The 24,183-nt window shown below is 73.2% G+C and carries 10 protein-coding genes; 6 read left to right on the top strand and 4 right to left on the bottom strand.

Features of this window, described 5'->3' with window-relative positions:
* Position 1: 1 nt before the first annotated feature.
* From ACFXOM_RS20570 to ACFXOM_RS20555, 4 genes are all read right to left on the bottom strand, one after another.
* Complete coding sequence (locus tag ACFXOM_RS20570; RefSeq protein ID WP_385038666.1) at positions 2-1,918, bottom strand: non-ribosomal peptide synthetase; 1,917 nt, start codon at positions 1,916-1,918, stop codon at positions 2-4.
* Positions 1,918-5,109, bottom strand: a complete 3,192-nt coding sequence (locus tag ACFXOM_RS20565; RefSeq protein ID WP_385038664.1) for an amino acid adenylation domain-containing protein — start codon at positions 5,107-5,109, stop codon at positions 1,918-1,920. The genes ACFXOM_RS20570 and ACFXOM_RS20565 overlap by 1 nt, the downstream gene beginning before the upstream one ends.
* 174 nt (positions 5,110-5,283) lie before the next feature.
* On the bottom strand, positions 5,284-6,597 hold the full coding sequence (locus ACFXOM_RS20560) for a non-ribosomal peptide synthetase (RefSeq protein ID WP_384930486.1): 1,314 nt from the start codon (positions 6,595-6,597) through the stop codon (positions 5,284-5,286).
* A gap of 84 nt (positions 6,598-6,681) precedes the next feature.
* The gene (locus ACFXOM_RS20555; protein WP_384930489.1) at positions 6,682-7,986 is read right to left on the bottom strand and encodes an MFS transporter; all 1,305 of its coding nucleotides are present in this window, start codon (positions 7,984-7,986) and stop codon (positions 6,682-6,684) included.
* A 991-nt stretch (positions 7,987-8,977) separates the two neighbouring features.
* On the opposite strand from ACFXOM_RS20555, the gene ACFXOM_RS20550 reads away from it, so the two are divergent.
* The 6 genes from ACFXOM_RS20550 to ACFXOM_RS20525 are packed head-to-tail and all read left to right on the top strand — an operon-like array spanning position 8,978 to position 24,100.
* Entirely contained in the window at positions 8,978-15,997 is a 7,020-nt protein-coding gene (locus ACFXOM_RS20550) for an SDR family NAD(P)-dependent oxidoreductase (RefSeq protein ID WP_384947989.1), read from the top strand.
* Position 15,998: 1 nt separating this feature from the next.
* A complete protein-coding gene (locus ACFXOM_RS20545) occupies positions 15,999-20,699 on the top strand; it encodes a beta-ketoacyl synthase N-terminal-like domain-containing protein (RefSeq protein ID WP_385038661.1) in 4,701 nt (1,566 codons plus the stop codon).
* A complete protein-coding gene (locus ACFXOM_RS20540; protein ID WP_384930496.1) occupies positions 20,696-21,019 on the top strand; it encodes an acyl carrier protein in 324 nt (107 codons plus the stop codon). The genes ACFXOM_RS20545 and ACFXOM_RS20540 overlap by 4 nt, the downstream gene beginning before the upstream one ends.
* Positions 21,020-21,021: 2 nt before the next feature.
* Entirely contained in the window at positions 21,022-21,858 is an 837-nt protein-coding gene (locus ACFXOM_RS20535) for an alpha/beta fold hydrolase (RefSeq protein ID WP_384930499.1), read from the top strand.
* Positions 21,855-23,039, top strand: a complete 1,185-nt coding sequence (locus tag ACFXOM_RS20530) for a glycosyltransferase (RefSeq protein WP_384930502.1) — start codon at positions 21,855-21,857, stop codon at positions 23,037-23,039. The genes ACFXOM_RS20535 and ACFXOM_RS20530 overlap by 4 nt, the downstream gene beginning before the upstream one ends.
* Positions 23,036-24,100 (top strand): class I SAM-dependent methyltransferase, encoded by a 1,065-nt coding sequence (locus tag ACFXOM_RS20525; protein WP_384930505.1) that lies wholly within the window; start codon positions 23,036-23,038, stop codon positions 24,098-24,100. The genes ACFXOM_RS20530 and ACFXOM_RS20525 overlap by 4 nt, the downstream gene beginning before the upstream one ends.
* The last annotated feature ends 83 nt before the right edge of the window (positions 24,101-24,183 follow it).

The raw sequence follows: 24,183 nt of genomic DNA, 5'->3' as shown, positions 1-24,183 counted from the left end.
CTCAGGCTCCCGCGACGTGGAGGGCTCCGCGGCGCCGGTCGACGAGCGCGGCGAGGGACCGCAGGTCCGGCTGCCGCAATAGTTCGGGGGCGCGGAGCCGGACGCCGCTCTCCCGCTCGATGGCGGTCAGCAGCCGGGCGGCGACGATCGACGTGCCCCCGGCGTCGGTGAAGTTCTCCGTGAGCCTGGTGTGCGGCCGGGCGAGCAGGTCGCGCACGGCGCGGAGTACGAGCCGTTCGCCCTCGGTGTCGCCGTCCCCGGGTTCGGCGTGCCGTACCCCGGTGGCCTCGGGGGCCTCCGCCCGTCGGGTCAGGTCAGCGCGGTCCACCTTGCCGTTGGCGTCCAGCGGGAAGGCGTCGACGATCCGTACCGAAGCGGGGACGGCCTGCTCGGGAAGCCACGGCCGTACCGAGGCCAGGAGGGACGCCTCCGTGGGAGCGGTACCGTCGACCGGCCGTACGTACGCGACGAGCCTTACGTGCCCGTCGGGGGTGCGCGGCGCGGTGACGACGGCGCTGTGGACCGCCGCGTCCTTCTCGAACGCAGTCTCCACCTCGGCGGGCTCGATCCGCACCCCGCTGATCTTCACCTGGTCGTCCATGCGGCCGAGGAACTCGAGGTTTCCGTCGTCCAGCATCCGCACCCGGTCACCGGTGCGGTACAGCCGGTCCACGCCCGGGATCTCCAGGCCCGCGGGCGGGGCGGTGAAGCGCCGGGCGGTCAGTTCCGGATCGAGGTAGCCGAGGGAGAGGCAGCTGCCGCCGACGCGGAGTTCGCCCTCCTCGCCCCGTGCGACGGGACGGCCGTCCCTGCTCGTGACCACGACGGTCGCGCCGGGCACGGGCCTGCCGATCGGTGGCGCCGACCGCTCCCCCGCTCCGCCTCCCGCGTCGTCGCCGCCGCTGCCGCTGCGCATCGCGTAGCTGGTGGTGACGACCGTGGCCTCGGCGGGACCGTAGGCGTTGTGGATCGTCGCGGTGACGTCCGGGGCGGGTCGCCGCCGCATCCGGTCCCCGCCGACGACCAGGTGGCGCAGTGCCAGACCCTCCGTCCACGGCCGGTCGAGTAGCGGCTCGACCATGGGGGTGGCCGCCACGCCCACCGTCACGGCGGCGTCGCGCCACCACCCGGTGAGCACCGCGGGATCCCAACGGACCTCGTCCGGTGCGGGCACGAGGGCCGCGCCGGACGTCAGCCCGGCCCACAGCTCCAGCAGGTGGGGGTCGAAGGCCACGCCGATCAGCAGGGACTGGCGGTCGCCCGGGGCGAGAGAGGTCTCGTTCCGGTACCAGTCGAGCAGCCCGCCCAGTGCGGGCTCGGAGACGGCGACCGCCTTGGGCCGCCCGGTGGATCCGGAGGTGAGGACGGCGTAGAACGCCTCACCCGGCGCCGGGCGGGCACCCGGCCGGGGCGCGGCGAACGCGGCGACGACCGGGCCGGACGCGTTGGCTCCCTCCCCCGGGAGCGCCAGCTCCAGCCGTTCGGTGGTGCGGTAGCGGGGAGGCAGCACGGCAGGCTCGCCGATCAGACACACGACGTCGAGGTCTTCGGTGACCGCCTCGGTGCGCCGTTCGCCGGGCCGTGGACCGAGGGGGAGGTACACGGCCCCGATCCTGGCGAGGGCGACGTCGGTGACCACGAGGGCGGCCGAGCGGTCGAGGCAGACGCCGACGAGGTCGCCGGACCGGACGCGTCCGCGCAGCGCGCGGGCGACATCGTCCGCGGCGGCGTCGATGTGCCCGTAGGTCCAGCGGTTGCTCCCGTCGATGACCGCGGGGGCTTGCGGCGAGCGGCGCACCCACTCCTCGAAGCGGCCGAGCACGGCGGTCTCCGTCGTGACGGCTGCACCGCGGGCGACGCTGGGCGCGGTGTCGCGGGTGGCCGTGTCGGTGGCGGGTGTGGTCGGGTGCAGGGTCATCACGACTCCGTCGGAAGGAGGGTGGCGGTACCGGTGGCCGTGCCGACGGCCGCGAGTGCGCCGGACTGGTCGCCCAGCACCGGGTTCTGGAAGAAGAGGCGCAGCGGGGGGCGGACGCCGAGGTGCGGCTCCAGCCAGGCGGCGAGCCGGGCTGCGAGCAGCGAGTGGCCGCCGCTGCGGAAGAAGTGGGAGGCCGCGTCGAAGCGGTCGTGGCCGAGGACCGTGCGCCAGCCTTCCGCGAGCAGCTCCGTCATCGGGTCCGCGGGGAGTGCCTCGGGCGACGGGTCCCCGGCCTCTTCCACGGGGGTTTCCGGCGCCCGTTCGGCCACCGTCCGTTCGAGTGCCGCGCGGTCCGGCTTGCCCCCGGGGAGGGTGGGCATGGAGTCCAGCATCGTCCAACGCGCTGGTACGAGGGCGCTCGGGAGCCTTCGGCTCAACTCGGCGTGCAGCGCACGCTCGTCCAGGGGCTCGGGTGCGTCCCTCTCCAGGAAGCCGACGAGCCGGGGTCCGCCGTCGGCCTCGCGGTCCAGGACGACTGCGCACGACCGCCCGCCGAGGGCTGCCGAGGCCGCGGCTTCCACTTCTTCCAACTCGATCCGGTAGCCGCGGAGCTTGACCTGGTTGTCACGGCGGCCGAGGAAGTGCAGCTGGCCGTCGCGCCCCCGGTAGCCGAGGTCTCCGGTGAGGTAGACCCTCTCGCCGCGCAGGGCGTCGACGCGGACGAACCGGGCGCCCGTCGCCTCCGGATTGCCGAGGTACCCGTCGGCGAGTCCGGCGCCGGCGATGGCCAGCTCGCCGACCGCCCCGACGGGAAGGGGCCGCAGGTGGGCGTCGAGGACGTACACCCGTTCGCCCGGAAGCTCGGTGCCGAGCGGAATCTCCGCGGAGCCGTCGAGACCGTCCCGGGTGATCTCGTGGACGGTGGTGCTGACGGCGGCTTCCGTGACGCCGTAGACGTTGAGCACGGTGACATCACTGCCCTCGCCGCGCGTCGCGTCGTCGAGGAACGTGCGCATCACGTCGACCGGGAGGCGTTCGCCGCCGAGCACGAGCAGCCGTGGCGCCCAGCTTCCGTCGCGCAGCGCCGGCTGCATCTCCTCACGGGTGGCGAGGAAGTAGCTGGTGGGCAGGTTGGCGACGGTGACCCTGGCGGCGGCCAGCATCTCGACCAGCTCAGCGCCGGTCGGGACCTCGATCCCGGGAACGACGAGGCAGGCCCCTGCGTACAGGGAGGGCAGGACCTCTTCGAGCGCCACGTCGAACGACGGCTGCGCGAACAGCAGCACCCGGTCGCCCACGGCCAGCCGGAACCGCCCGGCGATTCCCGTCAGGTGGTTCTCCAGGGCCGCGCGGGCGACGACGACCGGCTTGGGCACGCCCGTCGATCCGGAGGTGTGGATGACGTACGCGGCCCCGGGCACGGCCACTGCCTCGCGGGCCCGCGGCAGTTCCGGGCTGTCGACCGTGGCCGTGGGCAGCCCTTCCGGCAGCGTGACGGGGACGGCCGACGACGTCAGGACCAATGCCGGGGCGAGACGGTTCAGCAGCAGCTCGAGCCGCGCCGGTGGGTCGGACGGCGACAGCGGGCAGTACACCGAGCCGGTCCGCAGACAGGCGAGCAGCGTCACCACCGAGTCGACGCCACGGGGCAGGACGGCGGCGACCGGGCTGCCGCTCGTCACGCCCGCGTCGAGCATCCGCCGCGCGAGCGAGGACACCTGGGCATCGAGGTCGCCGTAGGTGATCCGGCGTGCCCCCACGAGGAGTGCGGGCAGGGCGGGGTCGTGGACGGCCGAGGGATCGAGCGGGTCGGGTCCCGGAGCCCGCACCGGATCCGGCGCGGAGGGCGGCGGCTTCGGCAGGGCCAGGTCCGCGAGGACGGAGCCGGGGGCGTCGAGGTAGGCCCGCAGCAGCTCCAGGAACCTGGTCGCGATCAGCTCGGCGACGTCCCGACCGAACAGGTCGGCGTCGTAGTCCCACACCAGCGTCATGCCGGGGGCACCGTGCCGGGGGCCGACGCCGCGGCGGTCGTCCGGCAACAGCACCACGTCGAGGTCGAACCGCGTGGTACCGGTGTTGAACCCTTCGAACAGGGTGATCTCCAGACCGGGCACCTCGATCTCGGGCAGCTCGGCGTCATGGGCGCTGAACATGACGCTGAACAGCGGGTTGTCGGCACCCGAGGTGTGCATGCCCAGTGCTCGGGTCAGCTCCTGGACCGGCACCTCTTGGTGCGGCAGGGCGCGGAAGAGGGTGTCGGTCACCTCGTCCATCAGCTCCTGTGCCGGCGCCGAGGGGTCCACCCGAAGCGGCAGCGGGATGGTGTTGACGAACATGCCCACGGCGTCCTCGAAGCCGCGGGGCCGGTTGCCGACCGCGGTGCCGACGACCATCTGGGTACGGCCGCTGTGACGGCGCAGCAGCTCGGCGAAGAGGCCGAGGAGGGTGGAGAACGGCGTCACACCGCGTGTCCTGGCGTGCTCGCGGAGCCGCTGTGTCAGGTCCGCGCCGATGGACTGGCGCAGTTGTGCGCCGTGGTGCCTGCGCCGGGCTCCGGGCCGGGTCAGTCCCGGCAGCGGCATGTCGTGGGAGAGGTCGCGCAGTTCGGTCGTCCAGAAGTCCAGGCCCGCGCGCTTGTCCTCGTCCCGGGCTCCCTCGAACTGCGCCCTCACGTGGTCGGCGTAGGAGGGCGCCGGGAGCTGGAGGACGGGCTCGCCGAGGACGTGGGCGCGGTACACGGCGAAGACGTCGTGCAGCAGGATCGCGAAGGAGTGGCCGTCGTGGATCAGATGGTGCTCGACGTGGACGAGGCGGTGCCGGTCATCGGCCAGCCGGACCAACGTCCATCGCAGCAGGGGAGCTTCACAGGTGTCCAGCGGCGTCTCTGCCTCGGAGCGCAGGAGGTCGTCGTACGCGGCTTCCGGGTCCGCCTCCCCGCTCAGGTCGACCGTGTGCAACCGGGGTGCGCAGGCCTCGACGACCCGCTGCCCGGGCATCGCGCCCGGGACGGGGACGAGTTCGAGCCGCAGACCGGGGTGCCGGTCGAGCGCGGCGGCGAGTCCGCGGCGCAGCGCGACGACGTCGAGCGTGCCCCACAGGTCGAGGGAAGCCGTGAAGTTGTAGGCACGGCTGCCCGGTTGCACCTGTTCGTGCAGCCAGACGATCTCCTGCGAGGAGGAGAGGGAAAGCATGGGCGGTCCCTGAGGTTGGCGGGGTGGTGGTCGATCGGCCGGACACGGTGGTGCCCGGCCGTGGTGCGCAGGCCGTCCGCGGGTCGCGCGGCGCTGTCCGGCCGTGTGCGTCCGGAGGGTGGTGACGACTCCGGAGGACTGTGTGGTGGGCGTGTCGCTGTGCGAAGGCGGCTATCAAACGTCCTTCGGCGACGTGTGCCGCAGCGCGTCCACGAGCGCCGCGAAGGCCGCTTCGGCGATGTCGTCCCGGAGCACGGCCTTGTCCCACACCATGCGCAGGTGTAGCTCGGCCCCGTGGGTGGCGGACACGGTGAAGGGGCCGCGCACCGGGCGTCCGTCGATGTGGATCTCCCGCCCTTCGACGCCGCCGAGACGCAGCGGCGGCCGGCGCGCCGCGTCATCGACGGTCAGCATGCCGTCGAGCTTGCCCGTCCAGCCCGATCCGGCCGCACGCGCGGCGTGCACGACGGCGTCGAAGGGCGTGTCCGCCCGGTCGAGGTCGTCCCACCAGGCTCCGGCCGTGGCGTCGGCCGCGGAGGGGGCCTCCCCCGTGGCCGCGGGGAACACCACCGTGTTGAGGAAGCAGCCGAGCACGGGCGCGGCGGAGGGTGGTCGGCCGCCCCACGGATAGCCGAGCGGCACCACGTGTTCGGGCCCGTACAGTACGCGGGCCGCGGCGCGACAGGCGTCCAGCAGGCCGGGGAAGGGGACGCCGGCGGACGGCGCGGGCAGCCTCGTCACGGCCGCACCGCTCGGCAGCGTCCGCGCGGTGAGCGGGGCGGCGCGCCCGGAACGCGGCGCGGGTGCCCGTTCGCGAACGGCACGGAGCCGGTCGCCCCAGTACGCCATGGCTCCGGCCGAGCAGGCTCGCTGTTCCGCCTCGAGTTGGAGCAGGACCGCCTCCCGGTACGCGGCGAGTTCCGCCGCGGTGTCCGCCGGTTCCTCCCGCGCGGGGGCGGGCCGTTCGGCATGGGTGGCTGCGAGCTCTTCGACGACCCGGCCGAGCGACTGGCCGTCGCAGGCGATGTGGTCGAGCACGATGGCGAGGACCTCCTCACCGTCTCCGGCCCGCGCCCGGCCGTCCGTGAGGAACATCCGCATCGGTGGGCCCTGCACGGACCACTCGGCCAGCACCTTGCGCAGTCCGGTGGCCGCGTCCTCGCCGGGCGCCAGGGACAGCCGGGTCACGGGGACCTCTGGTTTCCCGAGGTGGAGGACGGGCGTGCCGCGCAGCACCTTGGGCCGCGCGCGCAGTACGGGGTGCAGTGCGGCGAGGCGGTGGGCGGCCGCCCCGAGGCGCGCGGGGTCCACCGTTCCCTGCGGGAACGCGAAGAACATCGGCACGAGGTCGGGCCGACCGGCCGGGTCCATGGAACGCACCAGCACGAAGCGACGCTGCGCACCCGTGACGGGCAACAGTCCCGGGTCCGCGTCACCGGAGGTGAGTCGCCGGTAGCGTTCCAGGTACTGGTTCGTGATGCTGAGCACGTGATCCTCTCTTCATTGCCGGGCACTCGTCCGTGCCGGTGGCTGCGGCGGCGGGTTGCGGCCGCGGCGACCGGAGTCCCGGAGTCAGCCCGCCGGCGCCGGTTCGGACCGGTCGGTGGTGGCGGCGTCCCCGCCGTGGTCGGGGGCGACCGGCAGGTCGCGCATGCGCCGCAGGGGGGAGCACAGCAGCGGCAGCGGCACGACGAGGAAGCCGGCCGCGCAGCAGAGCAGCGCCGCCCTGGGGCCGAAGGACTCGGCGAGGCCACCTCCGACGAGCGCGCCGAGGGGCAGGGTGCCCCACATCAGGAAGCGCAGGGTGGCGTTCATGCGGCCGAGCAGTCGCGGAGGGCACACCGCCTGGCGGAAGCTGACTTGGGCGACGTTGTAGACGACGGCCCCGAAGAAGACCACTGCGGTGCCGAGGGCGAACAGGGCCGCTCCGGCTCCGCGCCCGGACAACGGCCACAGCAACGCGAACGGGCCGGTGGCCAGGGCGGACAGCCAGATGATCCGGGCCGTGCCGAACCTGGCGGCCAGGGCGCCCGCGCCGAGGGCGCCGGCGAGTCCGCCCACGGCGGCTGCGGACAGCACCAGGCCGATCGCGCCCGGCTGCAGTCCGAGGACACGGACCAGGAAGACCGTCTGCGTGGCCATCAGGACCGCGGTGAAGAAGTTGGCCAGAGCCGTGGTGACCGCGATCACCCGGAGCAGCGGGTGGCCGAACACGAAGCGCAGTCCTTCTCCCACGTCCTTGCCCAGTGAGGCCCCGGGCGGGGGTTCCGGCCGGCTCTCCGGTCGTCTGACGGCGGCGAGGAACAGGGCGGAGATCGCGTAGCCGATCGCGTCGGCCACGATGGCGAGGTGCGCCCCGAGGAGTTGCACGAGTCCGCCGCCGAGGCCCGGGCCCGCGACCTGCGCGGAGGAACGCACCGTCTCCAGCGCCCCGTTGCCGGCCACCAACTGTTCCCTCGGCAGCAGTTGGGGCAGGTAGCTCTGGTGGGCGACGTCGAAGAACACCGTCGCGACGCCGGTGACGAAGGCGACAGCGTAGAGCTGTCCCATCGTCAGCACGTCGGCGACCGCGGCCAGTGGGATACTCGCCATGGCCACCGCCCGAACCGCGTCGGCGCGGATCATCAGCGGCTTCTTGCGCATCCGGTCGACCCAGGCTCCGGCCGGCAGCCCGATGAGCAGGAACGCCGCGGTCTCGACGGCGGTGAGCAACCCGACGGAGAAGGCGGGGGCATCGAGCTCGAGTACGGCGACGAGGGGCAGCGCCACCAGGGTGACCTGGGCGCCGAGCTGTCCTACGGCGGCGCCGGCGAGCAGACGTCGGAAGTCGCGCATGCGCAGCGGGCCGCCGGTGGCGGCTCGTTCTGTGACGGGCATGTAAACGACCCTCACTGAACGACCGATCAGCAGTCAAAGCTCAAAGCACACTTTCAGTCGTTTCTTTCACTGTTTTCGCTCTAGATCAGAAAATTTTTCGCTAGATCATGGCAACTTCCGGATGAATGACACATGTCCCAGCCCGCCGCACCACAGGGCCCAGGACGACTCCCACCGAGCCGTATGCGCCAGTCGATGACAGAGCGTAACGCGACATGAACTGACCGAAAAGTGACACCTATCGCCCACCCCTGACGGAATCACTCCCTCCGCCCGCTATGACCTCCCCTCATGCGCGGCTGCCGCCGACCCAGCGACCGAGCGCGGCCCGAAGGCCCGGAACGACCCGGCAGCCGAGGGCACCGCCGCAGTCGAACCCGCTTCCCGGCGCACCGAGGAATCCGCCGGGCACGCGACGCCACCGCGAACCGGAAGGGCGCCTCCGGCCCACCCACCACTCCCTCTTTACTCGTGGAGCAATACGGACGTCACACCGACTCGTCGGCGGTAACGAAATCTCCCGTACGGTACGAAAGGAGCCGCCGCACCCATCCGCCGGTAAACACCCGCGTCGGGAAACCGCCGAGCCGGAACAGCACCCCCAGCCAGCTGGGGTGATTGTCCGTCAGATGATCTCTTCCGCGATATTGACAGTGCCGTGGGAGCACGCAAAGATGGCGGGCTGCGCCGCCGAATTCCCCCCACAGTGCACCCAGCGCATTCCCACGGCAGACACGGGCCGCGAGTTCCCCAACTCGCCGCCCGTTCGCGTCATGTTCACATCCTGCCTCCGCTCGGGTTCCCTCGGGGCGATGAAGCCGCCGCAGCATTGACCGAATGGTTGACCACTGAGTAACTTGACGCTAGTTTCAAGCCGTTCCACCGCTCATCAGAATTCCTGGTCACGGGCATTGCGCTATCCGCACTTCCCGCGCCTTCTGATTGACTGAAATTTAACCTCCGGGAAACGCCAACGCCTATTCGGAGAATTATGACGTCGGCAGAGCACGTCGTGGACCTGGTCATCGGAACGACCCCCTTCGGTGAGCCCGACGCACGACTCGCCGCCGCGGTCAGCCGCGCCGGCGGGCTCGGGGTGCTCGACCTGGGAGCCGGGGACAGAAGAGCGAGGGACGCCCTGGCGTCCCTGCGCCAGTGGACACCGGGACGGTACGGCGTGCGCGTCGGCCCGGACTGCCGGCTCGACCCCGGCGAACTGGGCGACGGGCCGGCAGGCGGAGGACCGGACACCGTGGTCCTCGCTCCCGGTGCGACATGGCGGGTCGACGCCGTCCCGGCGGGCCACCGGGTGCTCGTCGAGGTGACGGACCTGGAACAAGCCCGCACCGCCTCCCGGTCCGGGGTGCACGGTCTCATCGCTCGCGGCAGCGAGTGCGGAGGGCCCGTCGGCGAGCTGAGTACCCTCGTGCTGCTCCAACTCCTCTTATCCTCAGATGAGTTACGCGGAATTCCGATCTGGGCTTGTGGAGGAATCGCCCCCGGGACGGCAGCCGCCGCGGTCGTGGGGGGTGCGACGGGCGTAGTGCTGGACAGCCAGCTCGCCCTGCTCGCCGAATCAGGGGTGGCTGAACCGGTCGCCGCCCTGCTGCGCACCATGGACGGCTCGGAGACCACGGTGTCCGGCGGCCACCGTGCCCTGCGGCGCAGGGGTACGGCCCGCAAAGGTCCCGAGGACACCTCGCAGACCGCGCTGCCGGTCGGTCAGGACGGTTTCCTCGCTGCCTTGTTCGCCAAGCGGTGGGGCGACACCGGCCGGGCCGTGCGCGCGATCGTCACCGCAGTGCACGAGGCCCTGCGCGAGGACAGCGTCGCGCGGGCCCTCCAACCCGGCTCAGCCATGAGTCGTGCGCTCGGCACCCGACTCCCGGTCGCGCAGGGCCCGATGACCCGGGTCAGTGACGGCGCGGCCTTCGCCGCAGCCGTCGCCGCGGACGGCGCGCTGCCGTTCGTCGCCCTCGCCCTCGCGGACGGCAGGCAGGCCCGGGCCGTGCTTGAGGAAGCACGGGAGTCGCTCGGCGACAGGCCCTGGGGCGTAGGCGTCCTGGGATTCGCCCCAGAGGCGACCAGGGCGGCCCAGTTGGAGGCCGTGCGGGCCTTCCGCCCCACGCACGCGATCATCGCCGGCGGCCGTCCCGCGCAGGCGCGCGCTTTGGAAGAAGCCGGCGTCAAGACGTTTCTCCACGTGCCGTCCCCCGGCCTGTTGCGGCAGTTCCTCGAAGCCGGAGCTCGTCGATTCGTCTTCGAGGGCGCCGAGTGCGGCGGCCACATCGGCCCCCGCAACAGCTTCCCCCTGTGGGAGGCGCAGCTCGCCGTGCTGGAGGAGTTCCTCGACGGACAGCAGCGGGACACCGACGACGCCGCGGTCCGCTCCACCGCCGAGCAGATCGAGGTGTTCCTCGCGGGCGGTGTGCACGACGAACGCTCCTCGGCGATGGCCGCCGCGCTCGCCTCGCGACTGACGGCACGGGGCTGTGCCGTAGGCGTCCTGATGGGTACCGCCTACCTGTTCACGGAGGAGGCGGTCGCCTGCGGTGCCGTACGGCCGCTGTTCCAACGCCGCCTGCTGACGGCGGACCGCACCGCACTGCTGGAGACCGCACCGGGACACGTGACCCGCTGCGTGCCCAGCCCGTTCAGTGACGGCTACCCGGCGCTACGGGCACGGCTGCGCGATGAAGGACTGGACGACCGGCAGATCTGGGAACGACTGGAGCGGATCAACGTCGGCCGGCTGCGGATCGCCGCCAAGGGCGTCGAACGGGCGGGGGACGGGCCTCCGGCCCCGGTCTCCGAGGAACGCCAGCTGTCGGACGGCATGTTCATGGCCGGCGAGGTCGCGGTACTGCGGTCGTCGACCACGTCCCTCGCCTCCCTGCACGCCTCGGTGACCTCGGGAGCAGCACGCTTCCTCGGTGAGCGCGCGGCGGCCCTGCGGACACGCCTGGGCACCGGACCGGCGGCACACACCTCGCTCGAACCCCCGGCGGCCCCGCCACTGGACGTGGCAGTCATCGGGATGGCCTGCATGTTTCCCGAGGCACCGGACCTGGCCGCGTTCTGGGCGAACGTCCTCGACGGAACCGACGCGGTGGGGGACGTCCCCCACGACCGCTGGGACCCGGCCCTGTACGCAGCGGGCTCCCCCGGTTCCACCGTGTCCTCCGCTTCGGGAGGGTTCCTGCCCCGGATCCCCTTCGACCCGCTGCGCTACGGCATCCCGCCCGCTTCGCTCGGGAGCATCGAGCCCGTCCAACTGCTGGCCCTCGAAGCCGCCCGCAGAGCCCTGGAGGACGCGGGGTACGGCGAGCACGGTGGGACCTTCGACCGCGGCCGCACGGGAGTGGTGTTCGGCGCCGAGCCCGGGAGCGACCTCTCCCACGCGACCGCCCTGCGCGCCGTCCTCCCGGCATACTTCGGCCGGGTGCCGGAGGGCCTGGACGAGCAGCTGCCCCAACTGACCGAGGACTCGTTCCCCGGAATGCTGGCCAACGTCATCTCCGGCCGGATCGCCAACCGGCTCGATCTCGGCGGGCCCAACTTCACGGTCGACGCCGCCTGCGCCTCCTCCCTCGCCGCCGTGGACGTCGCGTGCAAGGAACTCGTCGCCGGCACCAGCGACGTCATGCTGTGCGGCGGTGCGGACCTGCACAACGGCATCAACGACTACGTCCTCTTCTCCTCCGTGCACGCCCTCTCGCCGACGGGACGTTCACGCGCCTTCGACAGCGAAGCCGACGGGATCGCCCTGGGCGAGGGCGTGGCGTGCCTCGTGCTCAAACGGCTGGCCGACGCGGAGCGCGACGGCGACCGGATCTACGGCGTGATCCGGGGGGTCGGCAGCTCAAGCGACGGACGTGCGCTGGGCTTGACGGCGCCCTCCCCGGCCGGACAGCGGGCGGCGCTCACCCGGGCGTACCGCAACGCCGGTACGTCGCCCGCCGAGGTCGGCCTGGTCGAGGCGCACGGCACCGGCACCGTGGTCGGGGACCGGGCAGAACTGAGCGTCCTCACCGAGGTCTTCCAGGAGGCGGGGGCCCATCCGGGCAGCTGTGTGCTCGGCTCGGTCAAGTCACAGATCGGGCACACCAAGTGTGCCGCCGGACTGGCGGGCCTGATCAAGACGGTCATGGCGCTGCACACCGGTGTCCGCCCACCGACGCTGCACATCGGGCAGCCCAACTCCGGCTGGGAGGGGGAACGCAGCCCCTTCGTGTTCCACCGCACGGCGTTGCCCTGGGCCGAGCCGCCACGCCGGCGGATCGCCGGAGTCAGCGCTTTCGGCTTCGGTGGGACGAACTTCCACGTGGTGGTGGGTGCCCACGCCCGCTCGGTCCCCCCGGTGCACGCCCGGAACGCCTGGCCGGCCGAGCTCTTCACGTTCCGCGGTACGGACCTGGCTGCTGCGCACCGGGCTGTGGAGGCGCTGCTGGAACTCGCCGCCGGCGGCGGGAGCGGCACGGGCCGGTGGCGGCTGCGCGACCTGGCCGTGGCCGCTTCCCGGCGCAGCGACACCGGCCGCGGGCGCGTGCGGATCGCCGTCGTCGCCACCGGTGTGGAGGAGCTGTGCTCGACACTGCGGCGGGTCCTGGCCGGTGAGCACGACCCGCGCTCCGGCATCCACCTCACGGCGGACGCAGGCGGGACGGAACAGGACCCGGGGAAGGTCGCGTTCCTCTTCCCCGGGCAGGGCAGCCAGCGGCCCGGCATGCTGGCCGAGGTCTTCACGGCCTTCCCGGACCTGCACCGGCTGCTCGCGCTCGGTGGTGAGGCCGCCGCTGCGCTGTACCCGCCGGCCGCGTTCGACGACGCCGCCCGCGAGCGCCACCGTTCCGCCGTCACGGACACCAGAATCGCGCAACCCGCCCTCGGGATGGTGGACCTCGCCCTCTTCTCGCTACTCGCCCGGGCAGGGGTACGCCCCGACATGGCCGCAGGACACAGCTACGGGGAGCTGGTGGCCTTGTGCGCGGCCGATGTACTCGGCCCCGAGTCCCTCCTGGAACTCAGCACCGAGCGGGCCGCCGCCATCCTCGCCGCAGCCGGGGACGACCCGGGCGCCATGGCGGCCGTCTCCTCCCCCGCCGAGGACGTCGGGCGGGCGCTGGCAGCCCCGGAGCTCGCGGAGCACACCGGGCAGCTGGTCATCGCCAATCACAACGCCCCGCGCCAGACGGTGATCTCCGGCCCCGGTCCGGCCGTGGACGCGGCAGTACGGTTGCTGCGCCGGGAAGGCCACAGCGCCAAGCGCCTTCCGGTGGCGTGCGCCTTCCACAGCCCCGTGGTGGCAGCGGCGGGCGAACGGTTCGCGCGGGCGGTGGCCGGACACGCCGTACGAGAACCGGAGTTCCCGGTGTGGTCCAACCGCACGGCGCAACCGTACGAAACCGGGGCCGAGGCAATCCGCGCGGAGGTGGCCGCACAGATCGGCGCGCCGGTCAGGTTCGTGGAACAGATCGAAGCCATGTACGCGGCAGGCGCCAGGACCTTCGTGGAAGTCGGGCCGGGCCGGACGCTGACCCGCCTGGTCGGCGACATCCTCGGCGACCGGCCGCACCGGACGGTCGCTTGCGAACCGCGCCAGGACAGCGGGCTGCCCGGGCTCCTCGACGCGCTGGCCCGGTTGGCCGTCGCCGGGTTGCCGGTCCGTACCGGCTGGATGTTCCAGGGGCGGGACGCGGTCGACGCGAGCAGCGCCCCCACGGAGCGGCCGCCCGGCTGGACGGTCGACGGCCACCTGGTCCGCACCGCTTCCGGTGACTTCCCGCCCGGTGCGTTGACACCGGCCCGACGTGTCGTGGAGACGACCGTGACGACGAACCACAGCGACGCGGCGGCCGACGGTGCCGCCCGCCAGGACGCCCTGATCGCCGAATTCCTCCGCACCAGCAGGGACATGCTCGCGGCCCAGCGGGACGTGCTGCTCACCTACTTCGGCGACCGGATGCCCGCGCCGGACACGGGAGACACCCGGCCCGCCACCGTGCCCGCACCTGCAGCCCTCCGGACGCAGCCGCTCCCCCCCGTCGCCGCGCTGCCCGCGGACGAGCCGCCGCAGCCCGCCTCGGACACCACGGCCCCCAGGGCGACACCGACCGGGCCGGACGTGCTGCGTTTGGTGGTGGAGATCATCAGCGAGCGCACGGGCTACCCGGCGGACATGGTCGAACCCGATCTCGACCTCGAAGCAGATCTGAGCATCGACTCGATCAAGCGCACGGAGATCGTGGGTGAGCTGGCCCAGCGGCTGGGCGCCGGTGGCACAACGGGACCCGTGACGCTGGACGACGCCGAAACGGAGGAGCTGGCGAAGGCCAGGACCGCCGCCGCCGTGGCCGAATGGTTGGCCGGGCGTCTCTCCTCTGCGCCGCCACCGGCCCCGCCGGGCGAAGGAGAGGGTCCGAAGGAAACCGGGATGACGCGTCCCGGACCGTCCACCGACCCCGCCCCGCAGCCACCGGCTGCGGTGGTCACCGCCCCCAGGCGGTTCCGACTGCGCCCCGTCCCGCTGCCGGACGGATCGGCCGCCGGCGGGACGGGAAGCCTCGGCGGGAAGCGTTTCGCGGTGCTCGGTGACGCCGACGGCCAGGGTGACGGCACGGCCGCGGCCCTCGCGGCGAGGCTCACCGAACTGGGCGCCACCGCACTGCGGTTCGGCGCCGGGGACCTCATCACCGACCAGGACGGCCCGCTGGACGGGGTGTTGTTGCTCGACCCGCTCGCCGCGGCAGGTCCGTCCGTGCTGCCCGCTGCCTTCCCGGTGGTGCAGGCCGCACTGCGGTGCCGCCCCGGACGGATCCTCGCCGTACGGTACGCCGAACACGCACAGCACGCCGATCCCGCTCCCGCGGCGACCCGCGCGGCCGGACTCCACGGGCTCTTCCGCACCATCGCCCGCGAGTACCCGGACATCACGGCCCGCGTGGTCGAGTTGCAGCCGGACGGCGCTCCCGAACTGCTCACGCCGCAGGGGGTCACCGACGCACTGCTCGCCGAGCTGACGGCCCCGGGCGAGGCACCGGTCGTGCTGCGCGGGGCCACGGGGCGGTCCGGCCTGGAACCGGCCGAGGCACCGCTCGGTCTGCTGGGCACCACCGGCGCGGGCCCCGCCGGTGACGGGGCCGCGGAGGCCGCCGCGATCGGACTCGACCGCGAGTCCGTGGTGCTCCTGGTCGGCGGAGCCCGGGGCATCACGGCCACGTTCGCCGGCGCGCTCGCCGCCGCGTCCCGTTGCCGCATCGAACTCCTCGGGAGGACGCCCGCCCCGACCGGGCCGGAAGACCCCCGGACCGCGGCCGCCGAGGACATCGCGGCACTGCGTGCCCTGCTCGCCTCCCGCGGGTCCGGCACCCCCGCCGAGATCGACCGGGCCGCGGAGTTGGTCCTCGCCCAACGTGAGATCGCCGCCACGGTGGCGGCGCTCGAAGCCGCCGGCAGCCGAGTGCGCTACCGCAGTGCCGACTGCCGTGAGCCCGCGGCGGTGCTCCAGGCGGTGAAGGAGATCCACGCCGAGCACGGACGCCTCGACGGCGTCGTGTACGCGGCCGGCGTCGTCGAGGACAGGCTGATCGACGAGAAGTCCGAGGAGTCGTTCGGGCGGGTGTACGCGACGAAGGTCTCCGGTGCGGAGTCGCTGTTGGCCGCGCTCGAGGAACTGCCGGAAGGTCCCTCGTTCGTGGTCCTCTTCGGCAGTGTGTCGGCCGTGTTCGGGAATCGGGGCCAAGCCGACTACGCCGCCGCCAACGACGCGCTGGAATGCCTCGGCGAACACCGCCGGACGAGGACCGGACGGCGGACGCTGACCGTCCATTGGGGCCCCTGGGCGCCCTCGCAGGTGCACTCCGGGATGGTCGGGCCGGAACTCGCCCGCGAGTACGCCCGGCGCGGGATCGCCCTGATCGACCCGGAGGAGGGGGCACTCGCCCTGCTCCGCGAGTTGGCCTGGGGCGATGACGCGGCCGGAGCCGTCGTCTACACCGCCTCGGGGTGGTGAGATGGGGCGTGCTGGGACCGGTGCGACCACCGGTACGGAGGGCGGCGGCCGTGCCGTACCGGTCGCCCTGGTCGGGATGGCGGTACTGCTGCCCGGTGCACCCGACCTCGGAACGTACTGGCGCAACCTGGTGGGCGGGGTCGACGCGATCGGCGACGTTCCCGAGGGACGCTGGGACGCCGCCTACTACCGCCCGGGTCCCCCCACCGGGCCGCCGACGGCCGACGAGGTGTACTGCCGCCGTGGCGGTTTCGTGGACGCGCTGGCGGAAGTGGAGGTCACCCGGTTCGGGATCATGCCCAGCTCCGTGCGGGGCACCGAGCCCGACCAGTTGATCGCCCTCCACGTGGCGGCGTCCGCCCTGGCCGACGCGGGAGGTGAGGAGCGGTTACCGCCCCGTGAGCGGATCGGCGTGGTGCTGGGCAGGGGCGGCTATCTCACTCCCGGGCTGGTCCGCCTCGACCAGCGGGTGCGTACGGCGGGACAGCTCGTGCACACCCTCGGTGAGCTTTTGCCCGATCTGGCGCCGGCACAACTCGCGCGGGTACGGGAGGCGTTCGTCGCCCGGCTCGACTCCGGAGCGCCGGAGTCCGCGATCGGGCTCGTGCCCAATCTGGCGGCTTCCCGGGTGGCCAACCGGCTGGACCTGCGCGGCCCCGCGTACACGGTGGACGCCGCGTGCGCCTCCTCGCTGGTCGCCGTGGACCAGGCGGTCGGCGAACTGGCCACCGGGCGCTGCGACCTGATGCTGGCGGGCGGGGTGCACCACTGCCACGACATCACGCTGTGGAGCGTCTTCTCCCAGCTCCGGGCGCTCTCTCCGAGCCAGCGCATCCGCCCGTTCCACCGAGGTGCGGACGGCATCCTGATCGGCGAGGGCACCGGTGTCGTCGTCCTCAAGCGGCTGGCCGACGCCGAGCGGGACGGGGACCGGATCTACGCGGTGATCAGGGGGACCGCCGTGAGCAGCGACGGCCGCACCTCGGGGCTGGTCAACCCCGACCCCGGCGGGCAGGTCCGTGCCGTGCGCGAGGCGTGGCGGGCCGCGGGGCTGGACCCGTCGGAGCCGGGGTCGATCGGCCTGCTGGAAGCGCACGGCACGGCGACACCGGCCGGGGACGCGGCCGAACTCACCACACTCGCCCGGGTGTTCGGACCGGTCCCAGCGCACGAGGACCGGTCCGTGATCGGCTCGGTCAAGTCGATGATCGGTCATGCCATGCCGGCCGCCGGGGTGGCCGGGCTGGTCAAGGCCGCGCTCGCCGTACACCACGGAACGCTGCTACCGACGCTCCACTGCGACGAGCCGCACCCCGCCCTGGCGGACACCCGGTTCCGACCGCTCGCAGCCGCGGCCCCCTGGGAGTCCCGCCCCGGGAGCCCGGTACGAAGGGCCGCCGTCAACGCCTTCGGATTCGGCGGGATCAACGCCCACGTGGTCCTGGAACAGGCTCCGGAACACACCCCGCACCCGTCTGTCGCACCACCGCGCCCTGCGGCCGGTGTCGCCGTGCGCCCGGCGGCGGCCGGTGCCGTCTCGGTGTCCGAGCCGGAACGGGTGCTGCTGCTCTCCGCCACGACACCGCAGGAACTCGCCCGGCTGCTCGACGCCGAGGACCCGGCGGTACGTGCCGCCGGCACGGCGCGTGCGGGCGTGGGGAACGCCCCCGAAGGCTGCCGCATCGGCATCGTCGATCCGACGGACCGGCGACTGGCCCTGGCCCGCAGGGCCGTGGCCAAGGGCCGTGCCTGGCGCGGACGCAACGACCTGTGGTTCGCTCCGCGCCCGCTGCTGCGCACGGATCCGCCGGGGCGCGTCGCCTTCGTCTTCCCCGGGCTCGAAGGGGAGTTCGCGCCCCGCGTGGACGACGTCGCCGACCACTTCGGTCTGGACCGGCCCCCGTCCCCGGGCGAGGGGCGTACGGCGGTCGGCGACGTGGGCCGGCACGGACTCGGCGTCGTCGCCGTGGGCCGGCTGCTGGACGCTGCGCTGCGCCGCATGGGAGTGGTACCGGAAGCGGTGGCCGGCCACAGCATCGGCGAGTGGACGGCGATGGCAGCGGCCGGACTGTACGAGGAGCGGGCGGTCGACGATTTCATGGCCTCCCTCGACCCGGACAGCGTGACCGTTCCGGACCTGGCGTTCGCGGCCGTCGGCGCCCCGGCGGAACGGGTCCTCGCCCGACTCGCAGCCGACCGCGACCGGTCGGTGACCTTGTCCCACGACAACGCGCCCAGCCAGTCGATGGTGTGTGGGCCCCCCGAGGCCGTCGAGGCGTTCGTCCGCGGGCTCCGCGCCGAGGGGGTGCTCTGCAGGGTGCTCCCGTTCCGATCGGGTTTCCACACGCCGATGCTGGCCCCCCTCCTCGGGCCGTTCCGCGCGGCGGCCGAACGGTTCGCCCTGCGCACGCCGACCGTTCCCGTGTGGTCGGGGACGACGGCCTCCCCCTACCCCGTCCACGAACCGGCGATTCGGGAGCTGTTCGTCCGCCACCTGCTGGAGCCCGTCCGGTTCCGCAGCCTGACGGAGGCGCTGTACGCGGCGGGGTTCAGGGTCTTCGTGCAGGCCGGCCCCGGGCAGCTCGGTTCGCTGGTCGCGGACACCCTGGCCGGCCGCGAGCACCTCGTGGTCACGGCCAACTCCCCGCACCGGTCCGGCCTCGCCCAACTGCGTCGGGTGGCCGTGGCCCTGTGGACCGAAGGCGCGGAAGTGGTACCCGACCGGCTGGACCGGGGCGGGGACGTGCCCCCGTCGACCACCCGCACCACTGGCGGCGCCTCGCGACCGCCCGTACGACTGGACCTCGGCGGCGCGCTGGTCTCACTGGCCCCGGACGTCCTCGCCGGTCTGCGGCCCGCGCTCGCGGGCACCGCAGCGCCCGCCCCGCCCGCCGACGCGGGCGTCCTCGCCGCGGCGGCCGAACGCTACCCGGTGATGGCGGAGTTGAACGCACTGTTGCGGGACGCGTCGGCGACCGCTGCCGAGGTGATCGCCGCGGCCGGCGTGCTCCCCGGCAGAGCCTCGGTGGCACCCGCGCCACGGACCGCCGCCGGTCGCAGCCGCACCCCGGTCGTCCGGGCGCCCGGCGTCGGTGCGGCACCGGCCGCCCCTGCCGGCCGCACGACGGTCCATGTCGGTCCGGACACCATGCCCCATCTGCTGGACCACTGCTTCTTCCGGCAGCGCCCGGACTGGCCCGACGTGGGTGACCGCTGGCCGGTCGTCCCCGCCACCACCATCGTCCACCACCTCATGGAGGCCGCCGAGCAGTACGTGCCCGGAATGCGGGCCGTCGCCGTGCACGACGCCCGGTTCGACCGGTGGCTGACGGCCGCGGAGCCGGTGGACGTCGCCGTCACCGTGACTCCCTCGGGACCGAACCGGGTCTCCGTGTCGTTCGGTGCGGACGCCCGGGCGGTCGTCGAACTCGCGCAACACCACCCGGCGGCACCGGCGGCGCCCGGACCGGCGGCGCCGGGGACCGAGCGTCAACCAGCGCACACCGCACGCGAGTTGTACGACCGGCGCTGGATGTTCCACGGGCCGGCGTACCAGGGCGTCACCGCGCTGACGGGGATCGGCGACCGTCACGTCCGCGCCGTGCTGACCACGCCACCGGCGCCCGGTGCGCTCCTCGACAACGTCGGCCAGGTGCTCGGCTACTGGATCATGGCGACCGCCACCGAGCGGACCGTGGTGTTCCCCGTACGCATGCGACACATGCGCTTCTTCGGCCCCCCACCGCCACCCGGCACGAGGCTGGATTGCCTGGTCCGGATCACCTCCCTCACCGACACGCTGCTCGAGGCGGACGCCGTGCTGACGTCCGCGGGGACGGTGTGGGCACAGTTGTCCGGCTGGCAGGACCGGCGCTTCGACAACGATCCGCAGACCCGTCCGGTCGAGCGCTTCCCGGAGCGCAACACACTGTCGTCGCACCGCCCGGGCGGCTGGTCGTTGGTCCACGAACGGTGGCCCGACCTCGCCTCGCGCGAACTCGTGATGCGCAACATGCTGGGCGGCGGCGAGCGGTCCGCCTACGAGCGGCACGCGCCACGCGGCCGGCGACAGTGGCTGCTCGGTCGGATCGCGGCCAAGGACGCGGTTCGCCGATGGCTCTGGGACCGCGGCGAAGGGCCCGTTTTCCCTGCGGAGTTGAGCGTGGGCAACGACGAGCGGGGCCGGCCCCGCGTCACCGGCGTGCACGGCCGGATCCTGCCACCGCTCGACGTGTCCCTGGCCCACTGCGCCGAGGCCGGCGTCGCCCTCGTCCGCCCCCGATCGGCCGGCCCGGTGCACGGAACGATCGGCCCCGGCATCGACATCGAGGCGGTCGCCGCACCGGAACAGGCCACCGTCACGGCCGCCCTCGGCGTCGGCGAACGCGACCTGCTCGCCTCCTGCCCGGAGGCGACCGGAGAACCGCACGCCCTGTGGTTCACCCGTTTCTGGACGGCCAAGGAAGCAGCGGCCAAGGCCGAGGGAACCGGATTCGGCGGCCGCCCGAAGGACTTCGCCGTGGTGGCCGCGGAGCGCGACCTGATCACGGTGGAGGTGCGGGACGCCTCCGGTGATCCCGTGCGCACGCACCGGGTGCGGTGCGAACAAGTGGCCAATCCCCCCGGGCTGCCGCCCCGCGACTACGTCGTGGCGTGGACGGAGGAACCGGGACGCGACAGCGAAGAGGAGGAAGGGACGTGACCACCACTCGGCCGAAGGGCCGCTTGTCGGCGGAACAGGACGCGATCCTCGCCGACATCACCGACATGATCGAGCTCGTGCTCGACGGCTACGGGCTCGACGACCACGACGTCGGCATGGACACCCGCTTCACCCGGGACCTGGAGTTCGAGAGCATCGACCTCGTGACCCTGGCGGGCCATTTGGAGGACCGGTACGGGCAGACGGTCAACTTCGCCGAGTTCGTGGCGTCGATGGAGCTGGAGGAGATCATCGAACTCACGGTGGGCCGTCTCGTCGAGCACGTCGCCCACTGCCTCGGGAACGCAGGACCGGCCTGACGATGGCGATCGTCGACACCGGCCGGATCAGGCTGCACGTCCAGCGCCTCGGCCCACGTGACGGGCGGCCCGCCACGGGCACCGTCGTCCTGCTGCACGGACTGCTGACCGACAGTCTGGCCAGCTACTACTTCACCATCGCCCCCGCCCTCGCCGAGGCGGGCCTGGACGTCGTGATGTACGACCACCGGGGGCACGGCCGCAGCGACCGGCCGGCAACCGGCTACACCCTCGACGCGTTCGTCGGCGACCTCGAACGCCTGCTGCGCCGGCTGGGGATCCACGGCCCCGTCCACCTGGTGGGCAACTCCTTCGGGGGAACGGTCTCGTTCGGCTACGCCGTCCGCAGGCCGGACCGCGTGGCGAGCATCTCGCTCATCGAGTCCGAACCGGCCACCACCGCTTGGTCGCACAAGCTCTCCGGACTGCTGGACCGGGTCCGCCACGAGATGACGGCGCACGAGACGGACGCGCTGGACTGGATCGCCACGCACCGCGGGGGACACACGGCGCGGCTCGCCAAGGCGGCCGGCAGACTCGTACGGGAGACCAGCATCGCGCGGGACGTCCCGGCCGGGGAGACCCTCGGTGACGCGACGATCCGCTCGCTGTCGTGTCCGGTCCTCGCGCTCTACGGGGCCGACTCCGATCTCGCCGAGCAGGCACCGCGGCTGCGCGCCCTGCTCCCCGCGTGCCGGACGGTGACGCTGCCCGGTCACGAGCACTCCGTCCTGGTGGAAGCCCCGAACCTGGTGCGCGACCTCGTTCTCGACTGGATCGACCGGCACCGCCACGCGGTCCGTCGTCCCACCGCGTCCGTGGAGGTGAACGCCCGGTGAGCCGCTACCTGTTCGTGGTGCCGCCGCTGGTAGGACACATCAACCCCCTGGTGGGCGTGGCCGCGGAACTGACGTCCCGTGGGCACCGGGTGGCCTGGTGCGGAGTGCCGCAACTGGTGCACCGGCTCGTCGGCGACCGGACGGAGGTCTTCCCGTGTCCGGCGAGCTGGGACGACGGGACGCGACCGGTCCGACCGGCGGAGATCCGCGGCCCCGAAGCCCTGCGCTTCCTGTGGGAGCACTTCTTGGTGCCCCTCGCCGAGGAGATGGCCGACGGCGTGCACACCGCGATGGCGGCCTTTCGCCCCGACGTCGTGGTCGCCGACCAGCAGGCGCTGGCGGGCGGTCTCGTGGCGGAGCGTCTCGGCGTGCCGTGGGCGACGTCGGCGAGCACGTCCGCGGAGTTCGCCGACGTGCTGGCGTCCATGCCGAAGGTCGCTGCCTGGAACGAGACCCTCCTGCGGGGGCTGCGGCAGCGCATCGGTGACCCCGGTGGCACGGCGGACCCACGCTTCTCACCGCACCTGGTACTGGCGTTCACCACCGAGGAGTTGGCCGGCCCGCCGGCCCGGGCCACGGTGAGGACGCGCTGGGTCGGCCCGTCCGTGGCCGACCGCCCCTCCCCCACGGGTTTCCCCTGGGACCGACTCGACCCGGACCGGGCGACCGTGCTGGTCACGCTCGGCACGGCGAACACCGACGTCGGCGCCCGTTTCCTCAGCGAGTGCAGTAGGGCACTGCGAGCCCGTGCCGACCGGGTGCAGGCCGTCGTCGTCGACCCGGAGAACGTCCTCTCGGGCCATCCGGACGACAAGGACGTGCTGGCCGTCCCCGTCGTTCCGCAACTGGCCCTCTTGCAGCAGACCGACGCCGTCGTCTGCCACGGCGGTCACAACACGGTGTGCGAGGCGCTGTGGCACGGCGTCCCCCTGGTCGTCGCGCCGATCAGGGACGACCAGCCGGTGATCGCCGCGCAGGTCGCCGAAGCTGGCGCTGGAGTTCGGGTGCGCTTCGGACGGGCCACGGCCGACCGGATCGGCGCGGCCGTCGACGCCGTGCTGCACGCACCCGAATACCGTGCCGCGGCCCGGGCGATCGGCTCGGCATTCCGTTCTGCAGGTGGAGCCGCGGCGGCGGCCGTCCATCTGGAGCACTTGGCCGACGAGGAGGACAGCGCATGAGCCCCCGGCAGACGCGCGAGGAGACCGTTGACGCCCTGCGCCCCCGGTACGCGGCCGAACTGGCCGACGGACCACAGGCCTTCTTCGAACCGCTGCAGCACACCTGCCCCTGGTGCGGCTCGTCGCGGATCGGGGGACACCTGCGCACCGCGGACCTGCTCCAGCACAAGCCGGGGTCGTTCGGGATCGACCGTTGCCACGACTGCCGTCACCTCTTCCAGAACCCCCGGCTCAACGCCCGGGGGCTCGACTTCTACTACCGCGACTTCTACGACGGACTGGGCGAGCGCCAGCTCGACGGCGTGTTCGGCGGACGCAGCAAGTCCTACCGGCGGCGCGCCGAATCGGTGCGACCGTACGTCGGGAACGCGAAGAACTGGCTCGACGTGGGCACCGGACACGGCCACTTCTGCGAGGCGGCTCGGTCCGTATTCCCCGCCGTCACGTTCGACGGCCTCGACCGGTCGGACGGCGCCGAGCTGGCCGAGCGTGCCGGCCGCGTGGAGCACGGATACCGCGGCAGCTTCACCGAGTCGACCCCGCCCATCACGGGGGAGTACGACGTGGTGAGCATGTTCCACTACCTGGAGCACTGCACCGATCCGCTGCGGGAGCTCCGGGCCGCACACACGGCGTTGCGTACCGGGGGGCACCTGGTCCTCGAGGTCCCCGATCCGGGCAGCCACTACGCCCGGCTGCTCGGCCGGTGGTGGCTGCCCTGGCTCCAGCCGCAGCACCTGCACCTCGCGCCGGTGCGCAACCTCCGCCGGGCGCTGACCGGGCTCGGCTTCACGGTGATGGCGGAGCAGCACGCCCCGGCCCACGAGCCGGTGGACCTGGTGGCAGCCGTCTGGCTGGCCCTCGACGAGGTCGCCCCCCGCGACGACCTGCCGTGGCTCCCGGCCCGACCGGGCACCGCGCGCCGCGCCCTGCGCACGTCGGTGCTGCTGGCGGGCGCCCCAGTGCTCGCCCTCGCAGCCCTCCTGGACCACGTGGTCGCCCCGTTCGCCGGGCGGCTGGGGCTGTGCAACGCGTACCGGCTGGTGGTACGACGCGACTGAGCCCGTCCCCAGCACCGGACGTCCGCCATGGACGTCGAGGTCGTGACCACCGTCGGATGCATCGGCCGGCGCGGCGCGTGCCC

Source organism: Streptomyces sp. NPDC059169 (assembly GCF_042755225.1).
Classification (GTDB): Bacteria; Actinomycetota; Actinomycetes; order Streptomycetales; family Streptomycetaceae; genus Streptomyces.
This window is presented reverse-complemented; position numbering and strand designations above follow the sequence as displayed.